17 protein-coding genes are annotated in these 22,308 nt (G+C 40.3%); 12 read left to right on the top strand and 5 right to left on the bottom strand.

Annotated elements, in window-relative coordinates; genetic code table 11:
- Positions 1-8 precede the first annotated feature (8 nt).
- Complete coding sequence (prsK, locus tag ND16A_RS08730; protein WP_081945578.1) at positions 9-2,045, top strand: XrtA/PEP-CTERM system histidine kinase PrsK; 2,037 nt, start codon at positions 9-11, stop codon at positions 2,043-2,045.
- 26 nt (positions 2,046-2,071) lie between these two features.
- Complete coding sequence (gene prsR / locus ND16A_RS08735) at positions 2,072-3,433, top strand: PEP-CTERM-box response regulator transcription factor (protein WP_033077724.1); 1,362 nt, start codon at positions 2,072-2,074, stop codon at positions 3,431-3,433.
- A gap of 62 nt (positions 3,434-3,495) precedes the next feature.
- On the opposite strand, the gene ND16A_RS08740 is transcribed toward prsR, so the two are convergent.
- The 5 genes from ND16A_RS08740 to ND16A_RS08760 are packed head-to-tail and all read right to left on the bottom strand — an operon-like array spanning position 3,496 to position 9,268.
- Positions 3,496-4,497, bottom strand: a complete 1,002-nt coding sequence (locus ND16A_RS08740; protein WP_033077723.1) for an ExeA family protein — start codon at positions 4,495-4,497, stop codon at positions 3,496-3,498.
- Between the two features lies 1 nt (position 4,498).
- Positions 4,499-6,103 (bottom strand): TIGR03016 family PEP-CTERM system-associated outer membrane protein, encoded by a 1,605-nt coding sequence (locus tag ND16A_RS08745; protein ID WP_033077722.1) that lies wholly within the window; start codon positions 6,101-6,103, stop codon positions 4,499-4,501.
- Positions 6,066-6,977, bottom strand: a complete 912-nt coding sequence (locus ND16A_RS08750) for an XrtA-associated tyrosine autokinase (protein ID WP_033077721.1) — start codon at positions 6,975-6,977, stop codon at positions 6,066-6,068. The genes ND16A_RS08745 and ND16A_RS08750 overlap by 38 nt, the downstream gene beginning before the upstream one ends.
- A gap of 1 nt (position 6,978) precedes the next feature.
- The gene (locus ND16A_RS08755) at positions 6,979-8,565 is read right to left on the bottom strand and encodes an XrtA system polysaccharide chain length determinant (RefSeq protein ID WP_033077720.1); all 1,587 of its coding nucleotides are present in this window, start codon (positions 8,563-8,565) and stop codon (positions 6,979-6,981) included.
- Between the two features lie 58 nt (positions 8,566-8,623).
- Entirely contained in the window at positions 8,624-9,268 is a 645-nt protein-coding gene (locus ND16A_RS08760; RefSeq protein ID WP_443080344.1) for an XrtA/PEP-CTERM system exopolysaccharide export protein, read from the bottom strand.
- 197 nt (positions 9,269-9,465) lie between these two features.
- Here ND16A_RS08760 and ND16A_RS08765 point away from each other — a divergent pair, with 197 nt between their 5' ends.
- The 10 genes from ND16A_RS08765 to ND16A_RS08805 are packed head-to-tail and all read left to right on the top strand — an operon-like array spanning position 9,466 to position 22,263.
- Positions 9,466-10,851 (top strand): TIGR03013 family XrtA/PEP-CTERM system glycosyltransferase, encoded by a 1,386-nt coding sequence (locus ND16A_RS08765; RefSeq protein ID WP_081945577.1) that lies wholly within the window; start codon positions 9,466-9,468, stop codon positions 10,849-10,851.
- A 1-nt stretch (position 10,852) separates the two neighbouring features.
- Positions 10,853-11,689, top strand: a complete 837-nt coding sequence (locus tag ND16A_RS08770) for an XrtA system polysaccharide deacetylase (RefSeq protein WP_327144503.1) — start codon at positions 10,853-10,855, stop codon at positions 11,687-11,689.
- Between the two features lie 13 nt (positions 11,690-11,702).
- Complete coding sequence (locus tag ND16A_RS08775; protein WP_152593867.1) at positions 11,703-12,749, top strand: FemAB family XrtA/PEP-CTERM system-associated protein; 1,047 nt, start codon at positions 11,703-11,705, stop codon at positions 12,747-12,749.
- Entirely contained in the window at positions 12,683-14,002 is a 1,320-nt protein-coding gene (locus ND16A_RS08780) for a TIGR03087 family PEP-CTERM/XrtA system glycosyltransferase (RefSeq protein WP_235282112.1), read from the top strand. Before ND16A_RS08775 ends, ND16A_RS08780 begins: the two co-directional genes overlap by 67 nt.
- Positions 13,989-15,431 carry an exosortase A gene (gene xrtA, locus ND16A_RS20260; RefSeq protein ID WP_052073099.1) on the top strand — a complete coding sequence of 481 codons (1,443 nt, stop codon included), beginning with the start codon at positions 13,989-13,991 and terminating at the stop codon, positions 15,429-15,431. The genes ND16A_RS08780 and xrtA overlap by 14 nt, the downstream gene beginning before the upstream one ends.
- Positions 15,424-16,575 carry a TIGR03088 family PEP-CTERM/XrtA system glycosyltransferase gene (locus ND16A_RS08785; protein WP_033077719.1) on the top strand — a complete coding sequence of 384 codons (1,152 nt, stop codon included), beginning with the start codon at positions 15,424-15,426 and terminating at the stop codon, positions 16,573-16,575. Before xrtA ends, ND16A_RS08785 begins: the two co-directional genes overlap by 8 nt.
- Positions 16,575-18,476 (top strand): XrtA/PEP-CTERM system amidotransferase, encoded by a 1,902-nt coding sequence (locus tag ND16A_RS08790; RefSeq protein WP_033077718.1) that lies wholly within the window; start codon positions 16,575-16,577, stop codon positions 18,474-18,476. The genes ND16A_RS08785 and ND16A_RS08790 overlap by 1 nt, the downstream gene beginning before the upstream one ends.
- Positions 18,477-19,697, top strand: coding sequence for a TIGR04063 family PEP-CTERM/XrtA system glycosyltransferase (locus ND16A_RS08795; RefSeq protein WP_033077717.1), 1,221 nt, complete (start codon positions 18,477-18,479; stop codon positions 19,695-19,697).
- Positions 19,698-20,918 carry a glycosyltransferase gene (locus ND16A_RS08800; RefSeq protein WP_033077716.1) on the top strand — a complete coding sequence of 407 codons (1,221 nt, stop codon included), beginning with the start codon at positions 19,698-19,700 and terminating at the stop codon, positions 20,916-20,918.
- Complete coding sequence (locus ND16A_RS08805) at positions 20,911-22,263, top strand: phenylacetate--CoA ligase family protein (RefSeq protein ID WP_033077715.1); 1,353 nt, start codon at positions 20,911-20,913, stop codon at positions 22,261-22,263. Before ND16A_RS08800 ends, ND16A_RS08805 begins: the two co-directional genes overlap by 8 nt.
- The last annotated feature ends 45 nt before the right edge of the window (positions 22,264-22,308 follow it).

Here is a 22,308-nt window from a genome sequence, read left to right as displayed (position 1 = left end):
ATGAGTTGATGATGGATTTATTTGGATTAATAGGTTACTCAATAGCCTCTATTGCCTACTTGCTATTTTCTTTACTTTTACTCGCCACCAAACAAAAAGCGTTTACCAGTAATTTAATGCTGGTGGCCATAGTGACCGTGTTAATCGCAAATTTAGCTAGTGCTCTGCAGTTATACCATGGCTTATCGTTAACAATTATTTTTGCCATTGAAACCATTAAGCTGGCGGCATTTACCCTGTTATTGTTTAGCATTCGAGTTAATCCTAAAACCTTATCAGAATTTTTAGCTCGTAGGGCCGTTGCCCAGTTTTTACTACTTTGGCTGGCTGGCATTCTTGTGGCCACCATTTCAATTTTTTATCTGTTAAATTACTCCCTGGTGTTTATTGTATTACTGACAATGAATTTATATCCATTGGTATTGCTAGAACAACTATATCGAAATGCGGAAGCGAAAGTTCGCTGGTCGTTGTGGCCGTTAGTGATCGCTTTAGGTAGCTTGGTGGTATTTGACTTTGTTTTATACGCACAAGGGTCACTAATCAATCAAATTGATTTCAATTTGTGGTTTTCTCGTGGTTATATTGCGGCATTATTGATGCCATTTTTTTTATTAAGCAGTAAGCGCATTAAAAATCTGAGCGCAGATATTTTTGTCTCCCGTGAAGTGGTCTTTTACAGCTCTATGCTAGCAATTGCAGGCGGATATTTGTTATTACTGGCGTTTGCCGGCTATGTTCTCCGTTATATCGAGGGTGAATGGAGTAACGTATTAAGCGTTTTATTTTTAGCGGTAGGATTTTTAGCCTTGACGGTGTTATTCATCACCAACAGTTTCAGGCGAAAAGTTAAAGTTTTTATCAATAAACACTTTTTTGCCAATAAATATGAATATCGAGATGAATGGTTGAAAGTAACTTCTGCTCTTGAGGACCATCAAGATGGCGATATTTTTGACAATTTATGCCAAATTATGGCGTCAAGCTTAGAAGTGTCCGATTGTGCCTTTGTAAAAATAAACAGCACCGACAAGTTCGAATTATTTAATCAAAGAGGATTAATATTGAGTGAACCGCATTTAGCGGCGCTCACACAAATATGTGAATATTGTGCCGAGCAACACTGGATGATTGATGTTCGAGAATACCAGCACGCGAAACAACACTATCCACTGTTGCACTTTAACCCCGACAGCTTACTCAACGCCAATCTGGAAGTGATTGTACCCGTATATCAACAACAAAAACTATTTGGCTTGTTTATTTTGCCTGCGCCAAACGATAAAGCTTTTTTAAACTGGGAAGACAGAGATTTTTTATTTGCAGTCTCTAAGCAATTAGCCAATTATTTATTCTTACAGCAAGCACAAATGCAACTGGCTGAGAGCCAGCAGTTTGCTATGTTTAACCGAATGTCGGCTTTTGTGCTCCACGATTTAAAAAATATTCAGGCACAATTAGCGTTAATCAATACCAATGCTGAACACCATAGAGATAATCCCGAGTTTGTCGCTGACGTTTTTGACACCGTAAATACCGCTCATGATCGTTTAGATAAAGTGATTTTACAGTTGCGCAATAAGAGCGAAGAAAATAAACAGCAAGGTAATGTGAAAGTAGGTATCAATAACCTACTCAATGAAATTGTGGAAATCAGAAACCAGCAATTGCCGAAAGTAGCAATGAGTTGCGACCCTGAACTCAATATTGTTACCAATAAAAGTCAATTGCGTTCGGTGTTAACCCATTTGCTGCAAAATGCCCAAGATGCTTGTTCTGATCTCGGCATTGTTAATATTATTGGTAAAATACAGCAGGATAGGCTATTTATTATCATAGAGGATAATGGTTGTGGTATGAGTGATTCTTTTGTAAAAAACGAATTATTTAAACCCTTTGTCACCACCAAAGGTAATGCCGGTATGGGCATTGGCGCATTTGAAGCCAAACAGTTTATCCAGGAGCAAAAAGGTTTTTTAGATGTTTCCAGCGTGTTGGGCGAGGGTAGTCGTTTCACCATAGAACTGCCAGTGAATATAATATAATAAGATAAGGGATAATGGGCTGATTGATGGAAAAGTTATTGATAGTCGATGATGACAAAGGTATTCAAAAGCAATTAAAATGGAGCTTATCAAATTTTAAATGTGTCTTTGCCGATAATCGCGAACAAGCGATTAGTGCTCTGAGGATGCATGAAGCAAACGTTGTACTGCTAGATTTGGGGTTACCACCGGACCCGGCTAATGCTAGTGAAGGCTTAAAAGCATTAGAACAGATACTTTCTTTGTCACCATTCACTAAGGTTATTGTCATTACCGGTAATGATGATCACCAAGTTGCGTTGGCGGCTATTGCCAAAGGTGCTTATGATTTTTATCAAAAACCGCTAGATGCCGATGTCATCAATATTATTGTGAAACGGGCATTTAACATCGCCCTGATAGAACGTGAAAATCGTGAAATAAGAGAGCTTGCTGGTGTCGACAGCGGAATTATTGGCGCCAGTGATGCTATGGATAAGCTACGCACTTTGATCAAACGCATAGCGCCCACTGAAATCACCACCTTATTGCTAGGCGAAAGTGGTACCGGCAAAGAGGTTGTCGCCAATGCCATTCATCAACAAAGTAATCGCACTAAGAAGCCTTTTATTGCCATAAATTGCGCTTCAATTCCAGAAACTTTACTGGAAAGTGAGCTCTTTGGTTTTGAAAAAGGTGCCTATACCGGGGCCCATAAAACCACTAAGGGAAAGATTGAAATGGCTCAGGGGGGAACGTTATTTTTGGACGAAATTGGTGATATGCCATTTAATTTACAAGCGAAATTGTTGCGTTTTTTACAAGAGCGGGTGATTGAACGGATCGGCGGCAGGCAAGAAATATCCGTGGATGTCAGAGTCGTTTGCGCCACCAATCAAAACCTTTTAGAAATGGTTGAACAAAAAGCATTTAGAGAAGATCTATATTATCGCATATGTGAAATGATACTTCCCATACTGCCATTGCGAGACCGAGAGTATGATATGGTCATTTTGGCCCAATACTTCTTGCTGCAATACGGCAAAGATTACAATGTAAGTGTTAAAGGCTTTAGTGACTCAGCCGTGAGCGCCTTAAAGGCATATAAATGGCCGGGTAATATTCGAGAATTACAGAATAAAGTGAAGTCGGCGGTTATCATGGCGTCGGGTTCATTAATTGATGATGTTGATCTTGGCTTGGTGTGGGCGCAATCACAACAAGCAGAAAATTTAGACTTTAATTTAAGGGTCATTCGTGAAAACGCCGAAACCAGAGCGATTGAAAAGGCCTATGCAATTGCCGAAGGAAATATGAGTAAAACCGCTGAATTATTGGGGATCACTAGGCCTACCTTATATAACCTGGTTGACAAGCACGGTTTACAATCTATCCATGCAGAAAAATAACGGCTAGATCGAAAGCTTATTTAACCTGAACTTGAGTAACTACTGTTTATCCCCAGGTCAGGTTATTCACAATCCCTGAATATTTCTTTTTGTTGAATTAGTTTGTCCAGATATCTATTTAATTTCACTTTTTGGTCGATACTTTCTAGTAAATATTGATCCAGTTCAGTGAGGGCTTTCGTATATTTTTTATCATTCAATATTGGCTTATTTACTTTCATTGCATCCTCTTTGGTGTCGCTAATTGCAGCACTGAGTTCATTTTCCATTTCATTTATTACTGTTTGCAAGTTTTCCGAATTAATGCAATTGAGCTCATTTAAAAAACCGTATAATAACGTCCTGTCCATGAGTAAATTAATTTTACGCGGAATTCCTAACGTTTTCTGTGTTATCAGAGTAAAACAGTCTTCTGATAATAGCTTTTGATCGACAAGCCCCGCCAGTTTTAAGCGATGTTCTATATACAGTTTCAGCTCTTTGCTAGTTAAAGGCTCTAAATGGTAGGAAGCAATAATTCGTTGTCGAAATTGTTCCAGTTGCGGATTTTGCAATCTGGATTTCAGTTCGGCCTGGCCTAATAAAAAACTTTGCAGCAGTGGCTTGTTATTTTTTTGAAAGTTCGACAACATCCGCAGTTCTTCAATGGTTTCTATGGGTAGGTTTTGTGCTTCATCGACCAATAATAATGCGTATTTACCTTGCTGGTTTAAGGTCAATAAATGCTGATATATATGTTCTAATAAAACGGCTTTATTATTACTGCTTGTCGTTAACTGAAATTCTTTGGCAATGATTATCAAGAGTTCAATAGGGGCAAGATTGGAACTGACTATCTGAATTGCTTCAATGGCAGAATGATCAATAGTTTTAATTAAACTTTGCGCAATCATGGTCTTTCCGGTGCCAATAGGCCCGGTAATTACAATAAACCCTTCGCCTTGCTCTAACCCATATTGCAGGTAGGACAATGCCTGTTCATGCTCATTGGAGGCAAAGAAGAATTTAGGATCTGGGCTTAGTTGAAATGGTTTTTCTGATAAGCCATAGTGTTGTTCATACATATTAAAATTCTTTTACCAATTTAATTGAAGCTCGATTCTCTTCATAAGTATATTGTCTATTTGAATTACGATTAAGATGTTGTACAGAATAAGTAAGATTTAATTTTTGGTTCAAAGCATGCAAAAAACTAATCGAATAGGTGCGGTAATAATCACGTTGCATCAGCGTTAATGGATTATCATTATCAAATAAATTCTTATTTAAACTCATTTTAATGTCTAACGCGGTATTTCTACTGGTTTGCCTTGATAACGACAATGAGAACAAATCATAGGTATCGTAATCTTCTATTTCCAAATTTTCTCTCCGCGTTCTACTGGTTGTCACGGTAATGGTTGACCTATTGCCAGTGAAACTGACGGATGCGAGCAAAGATTTATTGAGGGTAAATTCATCAGTTTCAACAGGTACCAGCGGCGTTGTGCTGCCAGTTAAAAAGTAATCCTCTAAATTGGCCCCTGCGCCAGGCTGAATAATGCAGCTGTCAGTGTCCTGTGGGGCAGCGGCTAAGCACCAAATTTCTTGCGGGACTCCTTGTTCAAGTTCAAAACGATCGAATATATCGAGTTCTTCTGTATAGGTTACCTTAGTGCTTATACGCTTTAACCTATGACTTAAATCGAATTCGTAGGCATCGCCAAAAAAACGCCTATAAACACGGGCGCTTAGCTTAGCTCTATCCGAGGGCGTCCATGATATTGAAGCACTTAGGTAATCATCATTGTCCTGTTGTTCCTGCTCTTTTTGCTCATCTACCCAATTATAAGTGACGTCTAAAACCAGGCTATTCATCACTTGCCACCTAACTCCGGCACCAATTGATGAGCTTCCTTGCACATTTTTAGTGCTGACATTGCCGCTAGTATCTTCATCATAATAGCGAATAAAAGGATTTATTTTATAATGACTAATATAACCAAACTTAGCATCAAAACTATAAAACCTTCCGCTTTTCTGGTCGTCGTCATAATCATTATATTGACCATCGATGTCCCAAAAAATATATCTCGAGTTATTGCCATTGGTCGATGTGAACGTAGCGTTGTAGCCTTCACGTTCGCCAATATCATCTTCAGCTTCTGCTTTGGAAAAGATTATTTCACTATCAACATTAAAGGAATTGTTGCTGCTTTTGTATTCTAAACCGGCGAAGTGATTTTTATATTCTACGGTATCCCCAGAGATGATATCCGCATTGGCATTTCGTGCATTTGAACGGCTAACATTGCTAATTGAACTTCCGAAGGTCAATGACAAGCCATCGGGAAACAATTGCAGTCTGCCGCTAGCGCTTAATTCATTGAAGTTATTGTCAAGTTGATGATCATGGCTATACCATGCCCGGGTTAGCTGGTAATCAGCTGAAAAGCTGCTAACAGCGGCCGAATATTCTAATTCTAGCCCGGTAGATAATAGGCTAATTAATGAATCATCTTCTTCAATATTCACCGTGTTTATATTGTCAGAGTAAACCTCATCGCCAGAAATTCTAGGTGTTATCTGCCAAGTAGCAGCATGTACTACACTTAAAGTACTTAAATATAATAACGTTGATAATATTATTGTTTTAATTTTTGTGCCCGTACCCATAACCGTAATATCCATATTTTTCTTGTTGTGAGTGAATCGCTTTATTCAGCACAAGTCCTTTTGCCAAATGCTCTGGTAACAGTTCATTCGCTTGTTGAATTTCATGAATACTTGATTTGTTTTCTTCGACCACAATTAAGGCCTGGCCCATTAATTGAGCCAATAAAGAGGTTTCATTGACGCCAAGTAAAGGCGGGGTGTCAAAAATTACTAACCTGTCGCTATAGCGTGTTGACAATTCTTCACATAATAATGTCATTTTTTCGCTGGCGAGTAATTCGTTGGCGAGGTGGTGTGATTTTCCTGCGGGTAGTATTTTTAAATTATTAATATTGGTTTCATAAATAATGTCGGCGATTGAATCCATATCGCCATTTAAATAATCAATTAAGCCTGGCTTATTGTTAAAGCCTAACTCAAGGGGAATACTTGGTTTTAACACATCCGCATCCACCAGTAATACTGTTTTATCTTGCTCTAAGGCGATACTTAAGGCCAGGTTTATCGAAATGAATGTTTTCCCTTCGTTCTTCTGTGAGCTGGTTATCATGATTAAATTAGAGTAATCCAGTGTTTTTGAAGTAGCACCAAAGGCGTTATTCAATAATTTCCTTTTGATTTGCCTACATTCCTCGCGCAATGCGGATTGTTCTTTACACTCTTCATTATGTTCGAATTTTGCTTGTGGAATTAAAAATTGGTTTCGCTTTAGTAACTCTAAATCGATAATCAGGCTTTCTTTTTCAGTCAAGTCCGGAATCGCTGCTAATGGTAATAAGTCTGCTTCAACCTGCTCTGCAACTGCGTTGTTAACTTCTTCTGAATTTTTGTTCTTTAGCCCAAGACCATCTTGCTTTTTACGCGCAATGGCTTCGTTAATGGTAGACATATTAAAAAAACCTTTTTAATTGCGGTTGAATAAGATCGGGTAACTGAAAATAGGCAATAAATGCAATCAATAGCATGATCAGAAAAATATGGGAAACAATGAATAGCATATTCTTTCTTTTTAAGCTGTTTATTGTTCCCAGGCTTTTTGTTGCTGAGACCACACCAAAAATCGGTAATGAAATGTTTCTCATCAATTGGCTGGTAGAAAACACTTTTGGGGTTATTTGGTTAATGAAAAAAGCTGCGGCAGCGCCGATTAAAATACTAAGAAAGAAAGTCCCAATTAAGTATGCAGTTCGGTAAGGACCAGAAGCATCTAATGGTAATTTAGGTGGGTCGATGACTTTAAATTGAATTTTTTCCGTCGATTTTTCTGCATCTTTTGCCAATTGCGCGTTTTCCTGACGCTTTAATAACTCTTCATAACGGTTTTTAGTAATTTTATAGCCTCGGTTGAGCGCCATAAATTCAGCATCCACTTCCGGGATTGAAAAAATTTGTTGTTCAATTTGTTGCACTCTCTCACGATAATCATTTACTCTCACCGTTAATGATGCCACCTCATTTTCAAGCTGATTCGCTTGAATTCTCATTTTTTGGTAAACCGGGTTTCCATCTAAAGCACTAAATGCTTGCGGATTTGCTTGCGATGCTGACATATACTTGTCAATTTTATCTTTTCTGATGGTGTTTAATTGGTTTAACCGGCGTTGTACTTCTTTTACATCCGGATGCCTGGTGGTAAAGCGCAGTAACAAACCGTCAAGTCTTTCTTGTAATTGGGAAATTCGGCTATCTAATTGTGTGGTAATACTGTTGTTTTCTTGCGCCGTTTGACTGTAGTTGTCAAATACCGGTTCTTTCCCCTTAAGTTGTGCCTGCGCGGATTCAAAACGAGTTTTAGCCTCAAGCAGCGATAATTCAGCTTCTTTTAATTTCGCTTTTTCATTGGCTAAATGTTTGCTGTAATTTTGGCTGTTTCCCGGTAAAGAGCTATAGAATTCTTGCTTAAACTCTTTAAGCCGTGTTTCATCCGCCTTTAATCGGTCCTCATATTCTGCTATTTGTTGTTCAATAAATTTATGAGCACTATTAGTATCTTCCCTGGTTTCACCTAAGGTATTTTCAATAAAAACGGTTAATGCGGCTTGTACGATGTTTTTTGCCAATTGAGGATTTTCAGCAACAGCGGCCAGGGTAAATATATTTACCCTGCCGGCAGAGGAGATTTTGATGTTCTCTTTTAACTCCTCGATGATTTCTTCAAACTCTTCATTATCATTGGCTTGAATATCTAAATCGGTCATGCGCACGATTCGCTCTAAATTTGCACGTCGCAATAATGTGCTGATGATTAGACGTATCTCTACATTTGGATCCGTTTCTACCATTAATCCTTTCATTAACGGCCGCAATAGTGATTGGGTATCAACATAGACACGTGCTTCCGATTCATATACATCGGGTAAGTGAGCGATACCAAACCAAGAAACCGGGCATATTAGCCAAGTACTCAAAATGATATAATGTTTTTTCGACCAAACTCCTAATAGGAGCTCTTTTATTATTACTATCTGATCGTGCATATTTTACTTCTTTAACTGTTTAAACCAAGCTTCAGGGATGACTATGATAGCTCCGGTGTTAAAACCAAGCTTCTGGGATGACTATGATATCTCCGGGTAAAACATCAACATTTGCTTTTATTTCACCATATTTAATTAAATCTTCAATTCTTAATACATATTCTTGTTGCTTGCCATTTTCAATTCTGACAAGTACGGCGTCATTGCCATCAGCAAATTCAGTTAACCCGCCAACTGTGATCATCACATCAAGCAGGGTCATGTTTTTGCCATAACTCACCGCTTTCGGTTCTACCGCTTCACCAATAACTCTTATTTGTTCACTATAGGGACCAACGAAGCTACCAATGGTTACTGTGACTATCGGCTCTCTAAGATATACACCCAACCGTTCCTCTATCGTTCGGGCAAGTTGCGTCGGTGTTTTTCCGGATGCAGGGATGTCTTCAACCAGCGAAGTGGTAATTTTGCCATCAGGACGTACGATAAAGTTGCCGGACACTTCCGGATTTCGCCAAACAAAGATGTTTAATTTATCACCAGGGCCAATTAAATAATTATAGGCCGCAGCCGAATCGGTTTTTGCTGGATAAAGAGTTGCAGGAGGCAATACTTGCAGTGAAGAACAGCTAGCCGTGGATATGGTCAATAATGCTATAGACAGCAAACGAGTCGTTCGGTCCAGTCGAATAAGATCCTTCAAAGTTCACCAACCCTTTAATAAATTTTTGTTATTTGTTTCTTGAGGTTAGTTCAAAATTTTCTGATTTGCACAAAAATCATTAAAAAAATTTGCTATCTCGTTGATTGGTCTATTATTAGGAAGCAAGTAGAAAAAAATAAACACAATAACAAGCGTGGCAACATTGATTGCGACGATAACATAAGGGATTATTCACTTTGCAAAGTAAATATCATAATCACAGCCGAATTTCAGTGAAATTATTAGTGAGCGTCGATTTTCTGCTAGTGCTACTTTCACTTTATGTATTTCATCGCCAAGAACTGGCAAACATTGAGTTAACGCTTCGGCATTACTCACAAATACTTCTGCTGGTATTGAGCTATCAGTTTATTTTACTCAGCTTAGGTATGTACCACGCAAAAGTGCGAGAAACCGCTTGGGGTATCATTCGGCGGCTTCTGCTCGCCTCTACGATTAGTTATATGTTGCTATCGATTATTCATTTGTTTATGAATGAATCAATTTTTACTAAAGAAAGCTTATTTTATGTGTGTTTTCTCAGTTTTATTTGTTGTTCTGCTTTTCGGATTCTTTTATATCAGTTTAATATTTTAGGTTTTGCCAAACGCAATGTCCTGGTGCTTGGCACTGGCGATAGAGCGGAGATAATTGATAAAAGGATGAGACGAAAAGTAGATTTGCAAAGTTTTAACCTACTGGGCTTCGTTAAGATGCCAGGGGATTCAAGCGAAAAGGTTAGCGCCGATAAGATTATCAATTTAACGGCCAGTTTGCGAGAGTTTGTCATTAACAATAATGTTCATGAAATCGTTGTTGCCAACGATGAAAGACGAGGGCACTTACCGATTGATGAGCTGTTTTTTTGTCGGATTAGGGGCATTGAAATTTCTGAAATTTTAGATTTCATCGAGAATGAGACTGGCCAAATCGCAGTAAACTTGATCTACCCCAGCTGGATAATTTACTCCAATGGTTTTCATTCCAGTAATGACTTAAGAAATACTCTTGATTGGGTGTTTAATGTGCTGTTAGCGCTCACTTTATTTGTTTTAACCTGGCCAATAATGCTGTTAACTATCCTGGCGATTAAAATTGAAGATGGAATTTCAGCGCCGTGTTTTTATTTGCAAGAGCGGGTAGGTTTAGGTGGAGACGTTTTTAATATTATTAAATTTCGCAGTATGAACCCGGATGCAGAAAAGCATGGCATTAAGTGGGCTGCAGCCGACGACAACAGAACGACAAAGGTTGGCCGCTTTATTCGTAAATATCGAATTGATGAATTGCCACAAATATTCAATGTACTTTATGGCGATATGGGATTTGTTGGCCCGCGGCCTGAACGGCCAGAGTTTGTGCAACAGTTGATTACCAAAATCCCTTATTACAATGAACGCCACGGGGTGAAATCGGGGGTCACTGGTTGGGCACAGCTTAAATACCCTTACGGAGCGAATGAAACCGATGCCACCGAAAAACTAAAATATGACTTGTATTACATCAAGCATCGCAGTTTCATTTTAGACTTACTGATCTTGGTGCAAACCGCAGAAATCGTGATATTTGGCAAGGGTCGTTAAGTTGTTGACCAATAACAACAAACAGTGTGCTTTAACGATTGATGTCGAAGACTATTTTCATGTATCTGCGTTTGAAAATATCGTCAAGAGAGGTGATTGGGCACAACTTGAGCATAGAGTGGAAAGAAATACTGACAGAGTGCTTGAGCTTTTGGCCGAACATGAAGCAAAGGCAACCTTTTTTGTCTTAGGTTGGGTCGCGCAGAAATACCCTCAGCTGGTAACACGGATTGTTAGCCATGGCCACGAATTAGCCAGTCATGGTTATTACCATCAACGATTAACCGGGCTGACACGCGAGCAAGCTAAGAAAGATATCGGCGAGAGTAAAACCCTGTTAGAGGATATCAGTGGTAACGAGGTGCTCGGTTATCGAGCACCAAGCTTTTCCATCAATGAAGACAATTTATGGGTGATCGATGTCTTGCAAGAACTTGGTTTTAAATACAGTTCGAGTACTTATCCGGTAAAGCACGATTTATACGGAACGCCATCCTGGCCACGAAAGGCGTATAAAACGGCACAAGGAATATTAGAAATTCCGATGTCAACCCTGAGGTTCGGCAATGTTAATTTTCCGATTGCCGGTGGTGGTTACTTTCGGTTATTGCCGTTGTGGTTATCTTTAGCGTCGATAAATGCCTTTTTAAAACGTGAAAATATGCCCTATGTTTTTTATTTTCACCCTTGGGAAATCGATCCCGAACAGCCGCGTTTTGCATCAGCGCCAATAAAATCCAAGTTTAGGCACTACTCAAATTTGGCCAAAATGGAAAACAAATTAATCAATTTACTGTCACAACATCGGTGGCGTAGTTTGAGTGACATCTATTTATAAAAAGATAAAGGTTATGTTGGCAGAAAATTTCAATATGGTTAAAGTGATAGCGTTTCAACAAGTTATGCAACAGCGATGGGACAGCTATGTGGAGCAACATGGAGAAGGTACCTTTTTTCACTTATGCGGCTGGCAGCAAGTGCTGCGAGCAAGCTTTAATCATAAAAACCATTCCATTGTGGCCGTCATTGATGGTGCAATTGTCGGCATTTTGCCGTTAGTTGAAGTAAAAAGTCATTTGTTTGCGCATGCCTTAATTTCAACCCCCTTTTGTGTCTACGGTGGTGCATTAGCCGATAACCAGCAAATTCATCGACTACTCGAGCAAAGGGCTATGGAGTTAGCGGAGCGATTACAGGTTGATTATCTTGAACTCCGTTACAAAAGCAAACAACAGTCTAGTCTGCAGTTAGTTCAGCATCATTCGACCTTTGATTGTCCCATTGCCGCAAATCCAGAACAAATATTAGCGTCGATAAAGAAGAAGCAGCGGGCGGTAATACGGCACTCATTAAACAACCAGCTTTCCTTTGGCAAAACCGACCTGAAGCAGTTTTATCACTTATTTTCACTGAGCTATCGTAACTTGGGAACGCCGGTTATGAGTCGAAAATATTTTCATCAGTTAGCTGAGGTTTTTGCCGAACGTAGTGTGATTCATGCGGTGTTTGACCAGAGCCAAAAAGGCCAGAGCAGTGTATTGAGCTTTTATTTTAAAGACCAAGTTATCCCGTATTATGCTGGTGCCAGTACCGACGCTAAACGTAATAAGAGCATGGACTTCATCTACTATCAGTTAATGTGTGAAGCGGCAGGTTTAGGCGTAAAAAGCTTTGATTTTGGTCGTAGTAAAAACAATAGCGGCGCCTATCAATACAAAAAACATTGGGGCATTGAACCGCAGCCGCTTTATTATTATTACCACTTGGTTAAGTCAAAACAACTGCCAAATTTAAGCCCTAACAATCCCAAGTATAAATTGCTGGTTAAGTTATGGCAGTTGCTGCCCTTGCCATTGAGCCGGTTGCTTGGGCCATTTCTCGCGAAGAGTTTGGGATAATCAGCATGAAAAAGCCATCGTTGTTATTTTTAGCGCATCGCATTCCGTTTCCGCCAAACAAAGGCGATAAGATCCGCTCGTTTAACATGTTGAAAAAGTTAGGTGAGCAATTTGATGTGCATTTAGGCTGTTTTATTGATGATCCATTTGATCAGCAATTTGTTGCTGAGCTCAACAAGTACTGTAAATCGCTTTATTGTCTAAAACAAAATAAATTGTTGGCGAAAGTGAAAGGCTTAAGCGGTTTTATCAATGCTAAACCGATAACTTTGCCTTATTATTTTAATCGTAAAATGCAGCTCTGGGTCGATGCGATTATAGCAGAGCAGCAGATTGGTAAAATTTTTATCTACTCCTCATCGATGGCGCAATATTGCCAACAAAGTAAATTTAATTCATTAGAGAGAGTCATCGATTTTGTCGATGTTGACTCAGACAAGTGGCGGCAGTATGCCGAGAAAAAAACAGGTATTGCTCGCTGGTTTTATACTCGGGAACAGCAACTTTTGGCAAAATTTGAGGATGAAATTTGTTTGCTTTTTAACCATAGTCTGTTCGTCTCTGCCGATGAAGCTGAGTTGTTTAAAGAGCGGCAACCGAAAGCCTTACAAAGCAAGGTCAAAGGGCTATTAAATGGTGTCGATATAAAATATTTTGATCCCAATGGCCAGTTTGATCATGAGCCCTTAGTGCCGAAAGTGCCATTCATCTGTTTTACCGGCGCCATGGATTATTGGGCAAATGTTGATGCGGTAATATGGTTTAACCAGTTTGTTTGGCCGCTAATCTTAAAGCAACAACCAGATGCTATTTTTTGCATCGTCGGCGGCAACCCAAGCGCAGAGGTGCAGGCTTTAGCACGGCAAAAGGGTGTCCTTGTTACCGGCAGAGTCAAAGATGTCAGGCCATTCATTGGTAAAGCCGATTGCATTGTGGCGCCACTGCAAATCGCCAGAGGCATCCAAAATAAAGTGCTCGAAGCGATGTCATTAAATAAAGCGATAGTAGTAACCTCAATGGCTATGGCAGGGATTAATGCCAGGCGCAGTGCTGATATTGATATTGTTGATGATTGTCAGGTATTTGCTGATTGCTGCATTAAGCACTTAGAGCAAGGTCAGGCACTGGCCGTTGATAATGTGGACAATTGCGATAATCGTGCATGGATTATGCACCATTTCACCTGGCAGCAAACATTAGCGCCTTTGAACCAGCTATTTCAACAGGATGGGGCTTTTAATGAAAATATCTGATATTCGATTTATCACTCTGCTTATGCTGTTTTTATCTTGTTGGCTATATGTCTACAGTGATGCGTTGCTTAGCATGGAGGCTATTTGGCGTAAGTCTGAGACATTCGCTCATGGCTATTTTATTTTGCCAATATCGTTATGGTTATTCTGGCGTGATAAAGAGTATTTACTTGCCAGTGATGTCCAAATGAGCTGGTGGCCGTTAACACTTATTTTTGCCGCTTTAATCGTCTGGTTATTTGCTTTCGCGGCCGATGTAAATGTGCTTGGGCAGTGGGCGGCAGTGCTCACCTTGATTGGCATTTTATGGTTGCTGCTTGGTAATAAACTTGCCTGGCGCTACAAATTTCCACTCGCGTATTTATTGCTGGCGATACCTATGGGGGAAAATTTAATTCCCATACTGCAAGATGTTACGGCATGGTTTACCGTTTTTTTGCTAAACTTCGTTGGTATCCCTGTATTTAGGGACGGCTTATACATTCAAATCCCGACCGGCCTGTTTGAAGTGGCCGTGGCATGTTCAGGAATACGTTATTTAATTGCCTCGATTGCCGTTGGCACTTTATTTGCCCATTTAACTTACACCCGTCTGCAGAAGCAGCTACTTTTTATTTTATTTTCGGCGGTTTTACCTATCATTGCCAACGGTATCAGAGCGTTCGGTATCGTACTTATCGCCCATTACTCGGATATGAAATATGCTACTGGTGCCGATCATTTAGTTTATGGCTGGGTGTTCTTTGGTTTTGTCATCGCATTAATGTTTTATCTGGGTAGTAAGTTTGCCGATCCGGAAGTAACCGCTCAACAAAAACCTGCCACTAAAGCCTTGGTAAAATCAGTTCAATTGGGTTCGCCACTGATATTGCTGGTAATGTTGTTCAGTACGCAACTGATGATTAGCAATATTACTGCTACCGGTATTCCCGACAGTCCTCATCCTGCAATCAGCGAAGATGATAACTTTCAGTCCGTGGCAATATCCAATTGGGGGATCACCTATAACAATGGCTTGCGACGTTCCCATGTAATCGATGCAAAAGGTTTAGAACATTTTCGCGCAGTATTTGCCAATAAACAAACACAAGGTGAACTTATTGGCTGGGAAAATAAGGAATATAATTCTCAGCGTTGGACTGTGATTAGCACAAAAAATATTACCATAAAAGAGCATTCGGCCAGATATCTTTTGTTAAGGGATAGTCGAGGTACGGAGCGAGTGTTAATTTATTGGTTTAAAGTCGCTAATTATAATTTAACCAATAAGGCGCTGGTAAAGCTTCTGCAAGCGATATTTGTCTATAACAAACCCGATTCGAAGGTTGAAATCGTTGCCTTTTCAATGGTTAATGGCTCTGAATATGACATAGTAAAGCAAATCAGCGAATTGGATTGGCAGTCGCTGGCAAGTGTTGTTTATGAGTAAACATTCAGCGTCATCGCAGCCAATACATATCGTACATGTGGTTTATTCTTTCGCCACCGGGGGGCTCGAGAATGGCGTCGTAAATTTGATAAATAACTTACCCGAAAAAGACTATTGGCATAGCATTGTTTGCATTACCAATCACGATAAAGATTTTATTAAAAGAATTACCGGTAACAATACTCGCTACTATGACCTTAATAAAATCCCGGGTAAAGGTCTGTCCTGGTTGTTTGCATGTTGGCGGATTTTACGAACGCTGAAACCTGATATTGTACATTCCCGAAATTTAAATGCGTTAGAGGCACAATTAATTGCTTTTTTAGCGGGAATTTCGTACCGAATACATGGTGAGCATGGCTGGGATGTTACTGATCTTGGCGGCACAAATGAAAAATATCAGAAAATACGTCGAATCCTTAAACCGCTAATCAGTCAATATGTTGCCTTGTCAAATGAAGCCGTCACCTATTTAAAAGATAAGATTTCGGTAAACCCACAGAAGATAAACCATATCTGCAATGGTGTCGATACCACACTCTTTGCTCCCAATAAAAACAGGAAGCATTTGCCTGCCGGTTTTGCCGATGACACTGCCATTGTCTTTGGCACCGTAGGTCGTTTGGCCGAAGTAAAGAACCAGGCGTTTCTGCTAAGAGCCTTTCTCCGGTTATGGCAGCACAATCCACAGCTAAGACTGGTGATTGTCGGGGACGGCGTTTTAGCTGACCGATTGAAAGACATGGTGGCTGGCGCCAATGCCGGCTCAGCAGTTTTCTTTGCCGGTAACCGTAGTGATGTTAATTCCTTAATGCAACAGATGGATGTCTTTGTCTTGCCCTCATTGGCTGAGGGCGTATCAAACACAATTTTGGAAGCTATGGCAACTGGCTTACCTGTGATCGCCACTAAGGTTGGTGGTAATGGCGATTTAATCCTAACCGAACTACAAAACTCTCATCTGGTTGAAGTAAATAATGATCAGCAATTAATCCAGGCTATGCAGCAATACATTGATGCACCTGAATATATTTCTAAAAATAGTAAATTAAATAGGGAGCATTGTGTGAAAAATTTCAGTTTAGTGTCTATGGTTAATAGGTACCGAGCAATATACCAAAAAAATAACAAAGGGTTACTTTAATGTGCGGCATCGCCGGGATTTTCCACATATCCGCAAATCATCAAATAGAGCCAGAAATAATCACCACAATGAATAATCGACAATTTCATCGTGGTCCAGATGCTGGCGACTATTTTTTTGATCCCGGACTCGCATTAGCTCACCGCAGGCTTTCTATTATTGACTTAGAGGGTAGCCCGCAGCCGATGACAAGTGCTTGCAAGCGCGTAGTTATTGTTTTTAATGGTGAAATATACAATTTTAAAGAGCTCCATAAAGAGTTATCTGCGAAAGGGTATCGCTTCAATACTGACGGCGATACCGAAACAATAGTGAATGCCTATTTGGAGTGGGGCGAGGACTGCGTTCATCACCTTCGCGGCATGTTTGCCTTTGCCATATGGGATAGAAATAAACAGCAGTTATTTATCGCCCGAGACAGGTTGGGTATTAAACCATTGTTTTATAGTCGGTTAGATGATGGTCACTTCATTTTTGGCTCAGAATTAAAAGTGTTAACGGCTCATCCATTATTTGATAAATCGTTACGTGATACTACCATTGAAGATTATTTCACCTTTGGTTATATCCCCGAACCTTACACCGTATATCAGCAGGCATACAAGCTTCCACCCGGACATAGATTGGTAGTTAAAAAAAATGATAAACAGCTTCCGCAGAGTCAGGAGTATTGGGATGTGCCAACCCATTTTGAATATTCAAGGAGCGCCGCTGAGATTAATGAACAACTGGTGGAACGGCTTAAAGAAGCGGTAGCAATGCGCATGGTTGCCGATGTTGAACTCGGTGCCTTTTTGTCTGGCGGTGTTGACTCCAGCGGGGTTGTGGCTTTGATGTCGCAATTACAATCTGATCCGGTCAATACCTGCTCTATTGGCTTTGATGCTAAAGCATTTAATGAAACTGAATTTGCCCGTTCAGTAGCTGCTCGTTATCAAACCAATCATCGTGAAGAAACGGTGAGCCAGAATGATTTTGAACTGATTGATGAGTTGGCCTTACTCTATGATGAGCCCTATGCAGACAGCTCGGCAATGCCAACCTATCGGGTTTGTGAGTTGGCCAGAAAACATGTCACCGTAGCACTCTCCGGTGATGGTGCGGATGAACTATTTGCGGGCTACGGTCGTTATCGCTTACACAATAATGAAGAGAAAATACGCAAGCTTTTGCCTTTAGGTTTACGCAAAACGCTGTTTGCGCCATTAGGGGCAATATACCCGAAGATGGATTGGGCACCTAAATGCTTTCGCGCTAAAACCACCTTCCAATCGATGGCACTCGATACCATTGAAGGTTATCACAACTCAATGTCGATACTGCGTAAAGACGAACGGCAAAAATTATTTTCCACTGACTTTAAACAACGACTCAATGGCTATTCTTCACTCGAAGTGTTCAACCAATATAAAGATAAAGTCAGCTCTCTTGATCCAATAAAAATCGCGCAATACTTAGATATGAAGACCTATTTGGTCGGCGATATTTTGACCAAAGTCGACAGGGCCAGCATGGCCCATTCACTGGAGGTAAGAGTACCATTTTTAGATCATAAATTTGTTGAATGGGGTTTTTCTGTACCATCACAGCTAAATTTAACGCTTGGTGTGGGCAAAAAGTCATTAAAACAAGCGCTGGAACCGCACTTGCCTAATGACGTTTTATATCGTAGCAAAATGGGCTTTTCGGCACCACTTGCCCAGTGGTTTAGGGGAGAATTAAAAGCCAAGGTTGAGGATAGCTTACTGTCAAAAGCTATGCTAAATACTGGCTACTTTAATGAAAAACAGCTGCGCACTTTAATCGACCAACACAGTAAAGGCATAAGAGATAATAGTGCCTCGATATGGTCATTGATGATGTTTGAATCATTTTTGCGCCAGCATGTGGGAGGTCAATAAGTGAAGGTGCTACATGTATTTGATCATTCAATACCCATTCATAGCGGTTATAGCTTTCGTTCTCGCTCAATACTTAACCAGCAAAAGCTGTTAGGCATAAAAACCTGCCATGTGACTAGCCCCAAGCATGGTAATGACGAAATTTTTGATGAAATCGTTGATGGCTTAAAATTTTATCGTTCGGCGCCGATCTCTGGCTTGTTAAGTAAATTGCCGGCACTGGAGCAAGCATCCTACTTAGCACCAATGAGACAAAGAATATTAGACGTTATTGCTCTGGAAAAGCCCAATATTATTCACGCTCATTCTCCCGCTTTGAATGGCCTTGCAGCACTGCAAGCCGGCAAAGCGACGAACTTGCCTGTGGTCTATGAAATCCGGGCTTTTTGGGAAGATGCTGCCGTAGATCACGGCAGCTGTAAAGAAGGCGATTTACGTTATCAATTAACTCGAGCACTTGAAACTTATGTCATTAATAAAGCGGATGCAGTAACCACAATTTGCCAGGGGTTAAAGCAAGACTTAATTGCCCGAGGATTAAATGAAAATAAAATCACCGTGATCCCTAACGCGGTAAACATTGAACAATTTAAGGTAATCACCAATAAAGATGCTGAACTCGAATTGAAAGTGCAATTATCGGGCTGTCAGGTATTGGGTTTCTTAGGATCCTTTTACGCTTATGAAGGGCTAGATTTATTAATCGCAGCCATGCCCGGCATGCTCGCAAAAAATCCAAATGTCCGATTGTTACTCGTTGGTGGTGGACCACAAGAAAATGCATTAAAAGCGCAAGCCAGTCGACTACATTTGCGAGATAAAATTATTTTTATTGGTCGAGTGCCTCATGCCCAAGTGAGCAAATATTATAGCTTGGTCGATTTATTAGTCTACCCACGAAAATCAATGCGATTAACCGAACTGGTTACCCCTTTAAAACCCTTAGAAGCGATGGCGCAAGGGAAATTAGTACTGGCTTCGGATGTTGGCGGTCATCGTGAATTGATCAATGATAACGACAATGGTTTCTTATTTAAAGCCGATGATATTGAACAATTAACTCAGCGAACATTAGAAATTTTAGCCAGCGCAGATCAATGGACAGATATATTCGTTAATGGTCGAAGCTATGTCGAAAACGTTCGCAATTGGCAAGAAAGTGTTGGCAATTACTGTCAGGTTTACGCAAAGTTATATTCACCAACATTGGCGATAAAATAAATGGAGAAGCTTACTGGCGTCAAGATCATGGTATTGAGTTCTTTGTTTCCAAATAGTGCTGAACTCAGTGCCGGGTTGTTTGTTAGAGAACGAATGTTTCGTGTCGCACAATATATGCCACTATTTGTCGTTTCACCGAAACCCTGGTCACCCTTAGATAGCTTGATCAGGTTGATTAAACCCAAGTATCGAAACTATCCCAGAGAACAAGAAACACAAAACAATATTTCAGTTCATTTTCCAACATTCTTTGCTATTCCGCTTTTGGGGCGTCGATTTGATGGCTTCTTTATGGCCAAAGCGGTTAAAAAATATTTGCAAAAAAATAATTTAACGCAAACCTTCAGTCATATTGATGCTCATTTCAGCTATCCCGATGGCTATGCCGGGGCTAAGTTAAAACAGACATTGAATAAAACTTTGACCATTACCATGCGCGGCACAGAAGCACCTCACAGCCTTCATCATAAAAAGAGGGCGGCGATGCTGTTCGCATGGAAGAGTGCGGACAAAGTCATTTGTGTGTCTAATTCATTGAGAAATTTAGCAATAAACTTAGGCGCAAATGCGAATAAATTTCTCGTTGTTGGCAATGGTGTCGATGATGAAAAATTTCATTATTCCATCGATAAAGACATTAGAAGTGAATTGAAAATAACGAAAGACGCGAAAGTATTCATTACTGTCGGCGGCTTGGTTAAGCGCAAAGGTTTTGACAAAGTTCTCAGCGCGATGCCGAAAGTAATGAATAAGCACAGTAATATGCATTATTTAATCGTGGGAGGAGAAACTTCTGAGGGCAATAATAAAACTGAATTAGAAAACCTTGCTGGAAATTTAGGTGTTGCTGATAACGTACATTTTTTGGGAAAACTCGCGCCTGAAGAATTAAAGTTTTATTTAAGTGCCGCAGACATATTCGTCTTAATGAGTTCGAATGAAGGCTGGGCAAATGTGATTCTGGAGGCTATGGCATGCGAAATTCCTGTTTTAGCATCCGATGTTGGTGGCAATGCCGAGGTGGTTTCGGCCAGTGAGTTTGGCAACATTATTGGAATAAATGACGATGATGGGCTGCCAACAACCATGTGCGAGATGCTTGAAAAAGATTGGTCACGGGAAAAGTTGAGAGCATACGCGCAAGACAATTGTTGGCAAAAGAGGGTCAATGATCTGCAAAGGATTTTTACTCAAATTCAACAAAGGGTCACTCATGACTAGTTTCTACACTAAATTTGTGGCTAAGGTATTGTTTCCGCTGCATGAGCAGATCAAAAAGCATAATACCGTCGCCATTCGTAAATCTTTGGAACAATCCCAATGGTTCTCAACAAACAAAATACTTGCAGCACAGGACGCCAGACTGAGCAACTTTCTACAAAAAACGGTCAACGATGTGCCTTACTTCAGAAAGGTTTTTGCCGACGCTAACTTGCAGCCAAATCAGATTAAATCTGTCGCTGATTTAGCCCAGTTGCCTTTTTTAACCAAGACTATTGTCCGTGAAAATTTTGACGAGTTAAAATCCAATAAGTCGGGCCCGGTCACTTTATTCACGACTGGAGGTTCAAGCGGCTCGCCTTTGCAGTTTTTGCTGGGTAATGAAAGAGTAAGCCATGATGTTGCCGAAAAGTGGCGAGCAACAAGATGGTGGGGGGTGGATATTGGTGATAAAGAGATTGTTGCCTGGGGTTCACCTATCGAATTGAACTCACAGGATAAAATGAGATTATTCAGAGATAAATTATTGCGTTCAAGGCTGTTACCCGCATTCGATTTAACAGAGCAAAAACTGCTAGGTTTTATTGATGAAATAAAATCGGTTAAACCTAAAATGTTATTTGGTTATCCTTCGGTTTTTTCGTTAATCGCTAAAACGGCACAACAGCATCATATTGATTTGACCCAGTTGGGGATCAAAGTTGTTTTTGTCACCTCTGAGCGCTTATATCCCGAGCAGCGTGACACTATCGAAACGGTATTTAATGCACCGGTGGCAAATGGTTATGGCGGCCGTGATGCCGGCTTTATCGCTCATCAATGTCCACAAGGCAAGATGCATTTATCTGCTGAAGACATCATAGTTGAAATCATCGACGAAGATGACAAGCCGTTAAGTCATGGCGAATCGGGTGAGATTGTAATTACCCACTTGGCCACCTCTGATTTTCCCTTCATTCGCTACAAAACCGGGGATATTGGTACTATTGATACCGACGCATGCTCATGTGGCAGAGGGTTGCCGATACTCAAAGACATCGAAGGAAGAACCACTGATTTTATTGTTGCCGAAGACGGTACCAAGATGCATGGTTTGGCTCTCATTTATATCCTACGAGGATTAGAAGGCATTTCCGAATTTAAAATAATTCAAGAAAGTAAGCGCTTTGTTCGAATATTATTGGTGCCAACCAATCAATTAACGGAGGCATTAACAGCAGCAATTACGGCTGGCTTTAAAGCCAGGCTGGGAGCAAGCGTGACGATAGAAATTGACGAAGTTGCATATATTGCCGCCGAAAAGTCGGGAAAATTTCGTTATGTCATCAGTAAAATACAAGGCTAGGCGATGATTGATTCTTTATATTATATTGTCGACGTTGGCTGTCTT

This window comes from Thalassotalea sp. ND16A (genome assembly GCF_000764205.1).
In the GTDB taxonomy this organism is placed as follows: Bacteria; Pseudomonadota; Gammaproteobacteria; order Enterobacterales; family Alteromonadaceae; genus Thalassotalea_A.
Note: the sequence above shows the minus strand (reverse complement) of the source record. Positions and strands in the feature narration are given on the sequence as shown.